Below are 11569 nucleotides of genomic sequence, written 5' to 3' on the forward strand. Positions count from 1 at the left end.
CTCTTAACTTTTTAGCAACTTTTCCCGGTTCCAAGCGTCTAATAATATGACTTTTTGAGGGGGATATTTATAAAATGGGAGCAGAAGGAGCCAAAGACAAAGAATGAATTTGAAGAAGAAATTGTCCATACTTACCGCTTTTGCTGTGTTTCAGGCGTTTGCAGTGATTCCTGCCAATGCACAATCAGCAGATCAGAGCGATACTACATCAGTGAATACAGCCAAAGTTAAATCCGTGGAGGTTGTGAAGAAAGAACAAACCATCGCGGAATCCGAAGTGAAATCCGGAACAAACACTCCAACATCAAATAATGAAACAACTGAAGAAGTGAACCCTCCTGAGACAGATGTTCCTACAGGAACAGACGCGACTCCTGTTGAGCCGGTAATTGAACCTATGGACGAAGAAGGTACAGCTGAGGAAACACCAGCACCTGCACCAGTAGAAGTGGAGCAACCATCTACAGGCGGTTCATCTGTTGCTGGAGGCCGGGGTGGAGACCTCACTCTTTATATGAACAGTAATAAAATGATGCAAGATGGCAAAACATATCTTGCTGGACAGCCGATGGCTGTAAAAAATGGTGTATCCTATGTAGCGATCCGTGCTCTCGTTGATCGGGTTGGCTATGATGTCAAATATGATAACACAACTAAAGAAACGATCATTATTAGTGGTGAAGATGAGCTGCGTTTCAAAACAAACAGCAAGATCTATACCGTTAATGGTGTGTCCAGAACGATGAAGGGCGCGGCTTATCAACAAAAAAATACGTTCATGGTGCCGTTGACTTCAATTACACAGGCTCTGGACATTACGTATAAAGTAAATCAATCTGCCAAAACGGTTGTATTGAATCTGAGTACCAAACCGGTGGCAAGCTTCACGGTACAAAAAGAGGTTTTTGCCGGAGACCAGGTAACCTACACAACCAGATCCAGCTCTCCCAAGGGACTCAGCATTGTAGATGAGCGTTGGACAGGCCGTCAGGATTCATTCGACCAACCAGGTGTATACACAGTAACCTATGCGGTCCAGGATTCAAGTGGTCAATGGAGCGATCCGTATTCGGTTACGATTAAGGTTGAAAGACCGAATCTGCCACCTGTCGCAATGTTTACGACAGATAAAGAAGAATACAAAATGGGTGAGAAAATCACTTATATTGATCAAAGCACAGATGATGAGAATGCAATTGTAAAAACCGAATGGGATAACAATGCACTTGCATTCTTTGTTCCAGGACCGAAGACCGTAACGATTACAGTTACCGATAAACATGGTGCTAGCGATAGCTATACCAAGATGATCAATATTACGGGAGAAACACTTTATAGTGTGACTGACTTCAATCAATTGTTCACACCAGTCGGTGAGAAGTTCACTTTTGACGGTGGTGGAGTACCGGCATTGGAGAAAGTTCCTTTCACGTATTATGACGAACCAAGTCTGCTGATCCGCAGTAACAGCCCGGAAACCGTGAATACAGAAGGCATTGTGTACAAGGAATCTTCCTTCGGACAGACACGCTTCATGATTCACCATGTGAACAACACGGGCAAAAGCGTAAAAATGTATGTTGTAGCGACAAACAACAATGCATACACGGCGTCCATTGACCAGCAAAACATGGGTTTTGCAGGACCGTCTCCTTTTGCAACGGTAGCTGGAAAGCTGTCGATTGACCGTTGGTTCCAATCCATGCAGAATGGTACCGGACAAAAGAAAGTGTACATCCAGCCAGGAGAAAGCAAGCTGATTCTTAATGATCTGAGCGTTCTTCCGATGAAACAGGGACAAGTCATTTCCTTGTATTCGGATGTATTCAGTGACTATGAACTGGATTACAACATTATCATGATCGAAGAAAACAAGGACCCGATGGAAGTGTTATCGAGCCTACCGGTTCTGGATCGTGATGGAGTTCACAACCGTGGTACCTATCCAAATGCAACACGGATCATTACGTATGACCAAGAAGTAGGGTCGAAACCTGCACGTCTTCCACTTGGAGACAATGCAAGTGATCCAAACCTTGTGGGAACGGACCCTATGGCTTTCACTGAAGCGTCCAACGCAGGTAACTTCGGTGTATTGTACAAAATTACATTGAATAATGTTGCTCCGCGCACGTTGATTTCATTCAACCCTCGTGGAGGCAGATATTCAGGTGTGGCACTCGTGAATGGACAGGTCGTTCAGATTTCCACAGGTAAATCTGTAACTGCACCTAATGAGCAAAGCGTAATGTATCGCACAGGTTCGTACGGCGAGAGTGTAACTATTCTCTTCTCGGCGGCACCAGGAAGTAACTTGCCTGTTAACCTGCTGTTCACGCCGCTTCCGGCTGAAAAGTAATACCATGAACATGCACGGACGGTTTGGAGTGAAAGTTTATATCATATATACCCGTTCACCCCAAAAGTCGCCCGAACGATTGATCATCTGAACCGTCAGGAAGGGACTCCATCAAAATGTAATGTCATTAGCTCAAGCTAGACTAATGGCAATGCATGTGCATGGAGTCCTTTTTATGTGATGTTAAAATGACTTAACCCGGTGTCTTCGTTGACTCTAATCGTAATTTGATGCATTATTAGAGGTATACAAGAAAGCAAAAGTTTTCGATTTTGCCGAATAAACTGTCGCTCTATGAATGATGCAAAATGCTCGTATGACAGGAGGTGCTTTAGATCATGCTGTCGACAGAACAGATTATTTCAACCATGTCCTCACAGGGGCTTCGCATTACCGATCAGCGGAAAACACTGGCCCGGTTATTTGCCGAGTCTCCGGGGTATCTTACACCCAAGGACGTCTATGAATATATGGGTAAGACTTACAGCGGACTGAGTTTTGACACAGTATATCGTAATTTGCGGGTGATGCAGGAACTGGGTGTACTGGAACAGGTCATCTTCGAAGATGGCGTTAAATTCAAAGCGCACTGTAGTGAAGATCATCATCACCATCATATGATCTGTCTGAAGTGTCAGAAGACATATCCTATTATTTTTTGCCCGATGCAGCTTGCGGATGCGCCTGAGCAATTTCAGGTTGTGGACCACAAGTTCGAGGTATTTGGATATTGTAAGGACTGTGCAGAGCATGCTCCGGCCAAAGCGGCATCGGGACATACACACACTCATGGGAAGCACTGACCATGAAGTTATCGCGCAGAATTGCTCAGGCACCCATTCGGGTGTACCGCAACTATATATCTCCATTAACACCGCCAACATGTCGGTTCTATCCGAGCTGTTCGGCTTACGCCATGGAGGCGATTGAAGTGCACGGTGCGCTCAAAGGTTCGTTGTTAACAGCGAAACGTATTGCCAAATGTCACCCGTTTCATCCAGGCGGTGTAGATCTGGTGCCACCAAAGGTGGAGAAATCCATGATGGTATCAGAGTAACGATGTAACTTGAAGTATTCGGGTGGCCTGGAAGCAGGCCAGGATTGAACTTGAGTATGCTGTCCACTTGACAAAGGGGTCCGCATTTCAGTATATTTTTCCTATATATGCGAGTTCAAAAAGTCTAGTTTTAACTTTTTGAACAACTTCTATATGATTTCCAGTGAAGGGATAAGTACAGACACACCCCCAGTGCAGAGAGCCGGATGAGCTGAGAACCGGTCTGGGAGGAGGATGGAACATGGTCCCGGAGGAACCTCTTTCGAGCGTGCAGACAGTGATTTCAGAGCTGCTGTCGTAAGGCTGAGGCGTGATCCAGCGTTAATGGGCGGTCGAAGGACCGACAGAGCCTGTGTTTTGTGAAAAACATGGGGAATTTGGGTGGTAACACGTGAGAGCAACTCTCGTCCCATAGGGGCGGGAGTTTTTTGTGTTCTTTTTTAGTTGATTTGGACGAAGGGATCACATGGAGCAGGAACATTTGAAGGAGGAGAAGTCATTCATGGCTGACCAAAAAACATTTTATCTGACAACCCCGATTTATTATCCGAGTGACAAATTGCATATTGGGCATGCGTATACAACTGTGGCGGGAGATGCGATGGTTCGTTACAAGCGTCTACGTGGTTACGATGCTCATTATCTGACAGGAACCGATGAACATGGCCAGAAGATTGAGCGCAAGGCACAAGAGAAAGGACAGACACCGCAAGCTTTTATCGACGATATCGTTGTGGGGATCAAGGAACTGTGGAACAAGTTGGACATTTCCAATGACGACTTTATCCGTACAACCGAAGAGCGTCACAAAACCATTGTGCAGGATATCTTTGACCGTTTGCTGAAACAGGGAGATATCTACAAAGGTGAGTACGAAGGCTGGTACAGCATTCCGGATGAGACGTATTACACAGAGACTCAACTGGTGGATGTAGAGAAAAATGAGAATGGTGAGATTATCTCGGCCAAGAGCCCGGATAGCGGACACCCGGTTGAATTGGTCAAAGAAGAATCTTACTTCTTCCGTATGAGCAAATATGCAGATCGTTTGTTGAAATATTATGAAGAGAACCCGGGCTTTATTCAGCCGGAATCCCGTAAGAACGAGATGATCAACAACTTCATCAAGCCAGGTCTTGAAGATTTGGCCGTATCGCGGACTACATTTGAATGGGGCGTCAAAGTTAAAGGCGATCCAAAACACGTGGTTTATGTGTGGATTGATGCGTTGTCCAACTATATTACAGCACTGGGCTACGGTTCATCCGATGCATCCCTGTATAATAAGTTCTGGCCTGCGGATGTTCATCTGGTAGGGAAAGAAATTGTTCGTTTCCATACGATCTACTGGCCAATTATGTTGATGGCGCTGGACTTGCCTTTGCCGAAGAAAGTGTTTGCACATGGCTGGTTGTTGATGAAGGACGGCAAAATGTCCAAATCCAAAGGTAATGTCGTTGATCCAGTGACTCTGATTGACCGTTACGGTCTCGATGCACTGCGTTATTACCTGCTGCGTGAAGTACCGTTTGGTTCCGATGGTACGTTTACACCGGAGAGCTTCGTAGAGCGTGTTAACTCCGACCTCGCGAACGATCTGGGTAACCTGTTGAACCGTACCGTTGCCATGGTAGACAAATATTTTGAAGGCAAAGCCCCTGCGTTTGCATCGAATGTAACGGAATTTGATGCTTCGCTGGAAGAAGCAGGCCATGCTACAGTGGAAAAAGTGGAACAGGCGATGGAAAACCTGCAGTTTTCCGTAGCACTGACAGCGATCAGCCAGTTTGTCAGCCGCACCAACAAATATATTGATGAGACGCAGCCATGGGCGCTGGCTCGTGATGAAGCAAAACGCGATGAATTGGCATCCGTTATGGCTCACCTGATCGAAAGCTTGCGAATTGCTTCGATTCTGTTGCAACCGTTCCTGACACGTGCTCCTCATAAAATCTGGGCACAGCTCGGCATTCAGGAAGGTGAACTTACGGCTTGGGATACAGCCAAGCAATGGGGTCTGGTTCCAACTGGAAATGCATTGCAAAAAGGTGATCCAATCTTCCCACGTTTGGATTCCGAACAGGAAATTGCTTATATCTCCGAAGCAATGACTGGTGGCCAAAAAGCAGCACAGCCTGAAGCAAGTCAAGCAGATGCTGGAGCTTCAGCACCTGTTGAACCGGTAACCGCACCTGAAGGTACGGAAGAGATCGGTATTGACGATTTTGCCAAAGTTGAACTGCGTGTCGCGCAAGTCATTGCCTGCGAACCGGTCAAAAAAGCGGATAAGTTGCTGAAATTGCAGCTCGATCTCGGTTATGAGCAGCGCCAGGTCGTATCTGGAATTGCGAAGTTCTATTCGCCAGAAGAGATGGTTGGACGCAAAGTCATCTGTGTCACGAACCTCAAACCGGTGAAACTTCGTGGTGAATTGTCTCAGGGTATGATCCTTGCAGCATCCCATGGCGACCAACTTACACTGGCTACAGTACCAGACAACATGCCTAATGGCGCACAAGTGAAATAAGAAATCAAATTCTGTCATAAAAATGACTCAAGGTGGCCCGATATAATTCGGGTCCCTTTTTTTGTTGATATAATTCGCATCTTAAGGGAAGAGAACAAGCATATACTGTTATGAACTCCGTACTTCAGGAAAGAATGAATAGGACGAGATAGCTTGACAAGTAGGTTCAGGTTACCTATAATTCTTTCAGTAATGTTTACGATTAAGAGATGCGGAGTGAATCATAATGATATTTTATAAAGTGCAACATCAAGCTCAGGATAACCGGATAGGGAAGACGAGCAAAAGAGGCAACATGAAGTTACTGTGGACGGGTTTGCTTATTCTCACTTTGCTGGTATTGTCAGCTTGTGGGCAGGATAGTTCCAATAGTGCGAAGATTGTGGAAGGCAAGGTAAACGTTGTGACGACATTTTATCCTGTATATGCTTTTACGACTGCAATCGGTGGTGAGGATGCCAATGTTATTAACCTGCTGCCAACGGGAGTAGAGCCACATGACTGGACTCCGAAGAGTCAGGATATTGTTAATACGTCCAAGGCACAGCTGTTTCTTTATAATGGAGCTGGACTGGAAGGATGGGTGCCAAATTTCCTGAAGTCGCTGAATAGCGATACACAGGTGAAGTCTGTTGCCGTTAGCGAAGGGGTTAAACTGTTAACTGCTGAGGGTGATGATGGGCACGGTCACGGTGAAGAGCACGAAGACGAGCATGCAGATGAACATACAGATGAGGCTACCAGTGAAGATGTCGCTGATCATCATATTGATCCACATACGTGGGTTAGTCCGAAATCAGCCATGATCATGGCTGAAAACATCAAAAATAGTCTGGTCGAGGCAGACCCTGATCACAAAGCAGGTTACGAACAACGTTATGAAGCGCTTCGTACGAAGCTTGAGACGCTGGATCAGCGTTTTACAGATGAATTGGCTAACGTACCAAACAACGAAATTGTTGTCTCGCACCAAGCGTTTGGCTACCTTGCACGTGATTATGGATTAACCCAGCATGCCATTATGGGACTTTCCCCGGATGCTGAACCGACAGGACAGGATATTGTGAAGCTTGCGAAACTCGTTAAAGATGAAGGCATTAAATACATTTTCTTCGAAGAGCTAGTATCTGACAAATTGGCGAAAACATTGGCAAGTGAAGCAGGAGTGGAGACCATGGTCCTTAATCCGGTTGAGGGATTGACCAAGGAGCAGGCAACAAACGGGGATGATTATTTCACCCTTATGGAGAAAAATTTGCAAAATCTGCTGATCGCATTAAAATAAGATATAATGAAGAATTCAGATCGAAGAGTCTTTACCGTTCACGGTGAAGGCTCTTAGGACGCTATGGGATTCTTATATATAATGAAGGGCGGCTTTGCCATGCAGCAAATCATGCCACTATGTCATGATCCAATTATAGAGATCGAGAAACTATCATTTTCCTATGGGGACCAGCGAGTGATTGAGAATCTCGATTTTATGGCCCAGGAACGGGACTTTGTCGGGATTATCGGTTCCAATGGGGCGGGTAAAACGACATTGCTGCGCATGCTGGTAGGACTTCTTCCTCCTGCGCAGGGAGATATCAAACTATTTGGACAGTCAATCCGCAGATTCAAGGACTGGGACCGAATCGGGTATGTGCCTCAAAAGAATGCATTTAACCCGTTGTTCCCTGCGACCGTTCGTGAAGTGGTCATGTCAGGCTTGTATAATAACAAAAACATGTTCCGTCGTATGTCTCGCAAATGCCAGCAACAGTGCACGGATGCGATGCAGGTCATGCGGATCGAGGATCTGGCGAACAAACGTATTGGTCAATTGTCCGGCGGACAGCAGCAGCGTATATTTTTGGCACGAGCGCTTATCAATCACCCTGATCTGTTGATTCTGGATGAACCTACCGTAGGTATTGATGCTGAATCACAGGCCAGTTTCTTTGAACTGATTACGCATATGCATGAACATCACCGAATGACTTTTCTAATGGTGTCTCATGATATGGATCGGATGGAGAGTTATCTGGGTTCTGAAGCTGTGGTAACGAATGGCAAAATTAATTTTCATGTCCGTCATTCGCATGAGGTACAGGATTGTGCTGAGACCAATCTGCAACATACCACTGCACAGGTACGCTAGCCGTATTTATGGTCCATTAGATTAGAGTAAGGCCGAAGGAGTCGTGTTTGTTTTGGAAATATTAATGAGTGATTTTTTTCAGCGTGCCCTGGCGGGTGGATTGTTAATTGGCATTACCGCTCCGTTAATCGGACTGTTCCTGGTCTTGCGGCGGTTATCCATGATCGGAGACACCTTGTCTCATGTGACCATTGCCGGTGTTGCACTTGGATTCCTGATTGAAGTGTATCCCATTGCGGTGGGCTTGATATTTGCCGTGCTTGCTTCATTTGCGATAGAGAAATTGCGCAAAGCGTACAAGAGTTACGCCGAATTATCGATTGCCATTATCATGTCCGGTGGCGTGGCTCTTGCTTCCTTGTTCTTTACGCTGGGCAAAGGATATAATGCAGATGTCATGAGTTATTTGTTCGGCAGTATATATACATTAGACGCTACGGATCTGAAGCTCGTAGGTGTGGTTACGCTGATCGTGGTGATTGTAGTGGCATTGTTACATAAGGAATTTTTCCTGCTCAGCTTTGAGGAAGATGCGGCAGCGGTTACAGGGTTGCCTGTGAGAATTCTGAACATGTTAATCACTGTGATGACAGCACTTGTCATAAGCACGGCGATCAAGATTGTCGGTGCGCTCCTGGTGTCAGCGCTATTGACCATTCCGGTAGCGGTCAGCTTGTTGATGGCCCGAAGTTTCAAATCCGCCATTATTTTGTCCGTGGTGATTGGCGAAATTGCCGTAGTCCTTGGACTGGTTGTAGCAGGTATCTGGAACCTCGCACCTGGAGCAACGATTGTATTATTGCTGATCATGATGCTGATTCTGACGATGATTGGAAAAAAAGGGTTCCGAGCCTGACGGCTAAACGAACAAGCACGAGAGCCCGGGGAAGGGAGACATCCGCTTCATGCCTGATGTTAATGTATGGATGGCTTTTGTAGCAGGTTTGGTCTCATTTATATCACCATGTTGTCTTCCGTTGTACCCATCATACCTCTCCTACATTACAGGTATGACGGTGCAACAATTGAAGGATGACCGCAATCAGCGAGAAGTCCGTTTTAAGACGATGACGCACACGCTGGCGTTTATTTTAGGCTTCTCGGCTGTATTTTATTCGCTTGGCCTGGGTGCTGGACTGTTTGGCCAATTTTTCAATGATAACCGAGAACTGATTCGGCAATTGTCTGCGATTTTGATTATGCTTATGGGGTTATTTTTGCTTGGTGTGTTCAAGCCACAGTTTCTGATGAAGGAACGCAAGCTGGATATGAAATGGAAACCAGCAGGCTATCTGGGCTCTTTTATATTTGGTATCGGTTTCTCAGCAGGGTGGTCGCCGTGTATTGGCCCTATTCTAACAGCAATCATTGCTATGGCTGCAAGTGAGCCCACAACCTGGCTGGCGCTGATTACAGGTTATACGGCAGGGTTTGCAATCCCGTTCTTCATTTTGGCCTTTTTCATTGGTTCTACACGTTGGATCTTACGGTATTCCAATGTCATGATGAAAGTTGGGGGAGCATTAATGTTGTTCCTTGGGGTATTGCTTTTTACAGATCAGATGACGAAGATTACGATCTGGTTGCAGCAGATTACACCAGACTGGATGATCATTTAAACGGATGAACTGAATTTGAATTAAAAAATGCATGACAAAGCAGGCTACATGTCACCAGAGTCACTCTGGGTCATGTAACCTGCTTTTTAATCGTTTGTTAGGAATGCTTTTAACTGCATATGATTTTGGGCAATCCTGTTGTTCGTTTAGGTGAAGTAATCAATACTGGCTAGTGGGAAATGTTCAAAGATCCGTTCCGTAATGAATTCGCGCAGCGCATCTTGCTGGTCATCCTTATACACATACTTGTACTGACCCCAGCGGCCCCATTTCATCTTACGTTTCTCGATATCCATCTCCAGCTTGGTTTTAGGATAACGTTTCTCAATGGTTGCTTTGGCCGTTTTGGTAAAACGGTGCTGGATCATCTCAAAGGTAAGATCCTTGGTTGCTTCCTCTGGAAGCGTATCTGCCAGCTTCTGCAACAGATCCGAGTATCCTTCTTCCCAGCCTTCATACCACATGATCGGAGCGATAATGAATCCCAGGGGATAACCGGCGTGTGCAATTTTGCCAGCAGCTTCAATGCGTTCCTCAAATCTGGAGGTAGCCGGTTCAAAGTTTTTGATGACATAATCCGAATTGACACTAAACCGGATACGGGTGTGGCCGTTATGTTTAAGGTTCAGCAACGGATCAACGTGATGATATTTGGTTACAAATCGCAAGCGCCCATATTCTTCTTCCGCCATAAAACGAATCAGGTCACTTAAATTCTCCGTGATATGCTCGAGTCCTACGGGATCAGACGTACAGGCAGCTTCAAATCGTGTAATTTCAGGCGCGCGTTCTTCAATGTATCCTTTGGCAGCCTGAATGATCTCCTCGGTATTGACATAGACACGGACATAAGGTTTCGCACCAAGTGTAGTTTGAAGATAACAATAATGGCAGTGCCCCATACAGCCTGTAGAGATGGGAATGGCATATTCCGCTGAAGGTTTCGACTGGTCAAACTTGAGTGTTTTGCGCACACCGACGACCAGAGTACGCTTTGCCATCCGATATTTTTCTTGTTCGGTTTCACCCGGCAAGTTTGTGATTCGGTTATGGGATGTGGTCATCTGATAAGGTATGTTTTTGGATGTCACCCATTCCATAATCCGTTTGCCCTTATCATATTCCAACGCACCGGGTTCAAAATACACCAAATCGGGAATAAAGGGTTTAGTACCTTTTGCTTTACGAACTGGCGGTGAGGCTACACTTGTACTCACGAAATCACTCCTTTCGATGCGGAACTTTGCTTAGTTTGCCTCATTTGGGGAGAAGTCACGCCTGCCAATTACTTGTGTAACAGCGCGCTCCGAACTGTACAGGACTTGCCAATGCGTATTGATAACATGTATCATTATAAGATAGGGACCAGGCACGAATAGGGGCCGGTCAGAGAGAAAAGAGGGAAGCAGATGCCAACGCCCAGTATGGAAGATTATTTGGAGCGTATATACAAATTAATTGATGAAAAGGGCTATGCTCGTGTGTCTGATATAGCTGAAGGACTGGAAGTACATCCTTCATCGGTGACGAAGATGATCCAAAAGCTGGACAAAGACGAGTACCTGATCTATGAAAAGTACCGCGGACTGGTGCTTACGCCAAAAGGCAAAAAGATGGGCAAACGTTTGATGGAGCGCCATCATCTGCTTGAACAATTTTTGACAACGATTGGTGTTCAGGAACAAAATATCTACAATGATGTTGAAGGCATTGAACATCATCTGAGCTGGGACTCCATTACATGCATCGAGTCCTTGGTTGAATACTTCCGTCAGGATGAGAGCCGTTTGCGTGACCTCAAAAACCTTCAGGACATCATGAGTAATACGGAGTCTTAAGTTTCAGCAGTGGAATACACATGGTG

At 45.6% G+C, this 11569-nt stretch carries 10 protein-coding genes; 9 read left to right on the forward strand and 1 reads right to left on the reverse strand.

The window, feature by feature from the left end:
- Positions 1 to 103 precede the first annotated feature (103 nt).
- The 8 genes from CXK86_RS08285 (at position 104) to CXK86_RS08320 (ending at position 9705) form a co-directional block, all read left to right on the forward strand.
- Positions 104 to 2359 carry a stalk domain-containing protein gene (locus CXK86_RS08285; RefSeq protein WP_036614422.1) on the forward strand — a complete coding sequence of 752 codons (2256 nt, stop codon included), beginning with the start codon at positions 104 to 106 and terminating at the stop codon, positions 2357 to 2359.
- A 338-nt stretch (positions 2360 to 2697) separates the two neighbouring features.
- Complete coding sequence (locus CXK86_RS08290) at positions 2698 to 3162, forward strand: Fur family transcriptional regulator (RefSeq protein ID WP_101313612.1); 465 nt, start codon at positions 2698 to 2700, stop codon at positions 3160 to 3162.
- A 2-nt stretch (positions 3163 to 3164) separates the two neighbouring features.
- Positions 3165 to 3416 carry a membrane protein insertion efficiency factor YidD gene (yidD, locus tag CXK86_RS08295; RefSeq protein WP_101313613.1) on the forward strand — a complete coding sequence of 84 codons (252 nt, stop codon included), beginning with the start codon at positions 3165 to 3167 and terminating at the stop codon, positions 3414 to 3416.
- A 502-nt stretch (positions 3417 to 3918) separates the two neighbouring features.
- Positions 3919 to 5943: a methionine--tRNA ligase gene (gene metG, locus CXK86_RS08300; protein WP_036614420.1), complete on the forward strand. Its 2025-nt coding sequence runs from the start codon at positions 3919 to 3921 to the stop codon at positions 5941 to 5943.
- A gap of 295 nt (positions 5944 to 6238) precedes the next feature.
- The gene (locus tag CXK86_RS08305; protein WP_180361737.1) at positions 6239 to 7228 is read left to right on the forward strand and encodes a metal ABC transporter solute-binding protein, Zn/Mn family; all 990 of its coding nucleotides are present in this window, start codon (positions 6239 to 6241) and stop codon (positions 7226 to 7228) included.
- A 99-nt stretch (positions 7229 to 7327) separates the two neighbouring features.
- Complete coding sequence (locus tag CXK86_RS08310) at positions 7328 to 8086, forward strand: metal ABC transporter ATP-binding protein (RefSeq protein WP_101313679.1); 759 nt, start codon at positions 7328 to 7330, stop codon at positions 8084 to 8086.
- Positions 8087 to 8138: 52 nt separating this feature from the next.
- Entirely contained in the window at positions 8139 to 8942 is an 804-nt protein-coding gene (locus CXK86_RS08315; RefSeq protein WP_017687569.1) for a metal ABC transporter permease, read from the forward strand.
- A 49-nt stretch (positions 8943 to 8991) separates the two neighbouring features.
- Positions 8992 to 9705, forward strand: a complete 714-nt coding sequence (locus tag CXK86_RS08320; RefSeq protein WP_036614418.1) for a cytochrome c biogenesis CcdA family protein — start codon at positions 8992 to 8994, stop codon at positions 9703 to 9705.
- 146 nt (positions 9706 to 9851) lie between these two features.
- Here the strand turns inward: CXK86_RS08320 and splB are convergent, their stop codons facing one another.
- Positions 9852 to 10922: a spore photoproduct lyase gene (splB, locus tag CXK86_RS08325; protein WP_036614416.1), complete on the reverse strand. Its 1071-nt coding sequence runs from the start codon at positions 10920 to 10922 to the stop codon at positions 9852 to 9854.
- A 192-nt stretch (positions 10923 to 11114) separates the two neighbouring features.
- On the opposite strand from splB, the gene mntR reads away from it, so the two are divergent.
- Positions 11115 to 11543, forward strand: a complete 429-nt coding sequence (gene mntR / locus CXK86_RS08330; RefSeq protein ID WP_101313616.1) for a transcriptional regulator MntR — start codon at positions 11115 to 11117, stop codon at positions 11541 to 11543.
- The last annotated feature ends 26 nt before the right edge of the window (positions 11544 to 11569 follow it).

The organism is Paenibacillus sp. BGI2013, assembly GCF_002843485.1.
Lineage (GTDB): Bacteria > Bacillota > Bacilli > Paenibacillales > Paenibacillaceae > Paenibacillus > Paenibacillus amylolyticus.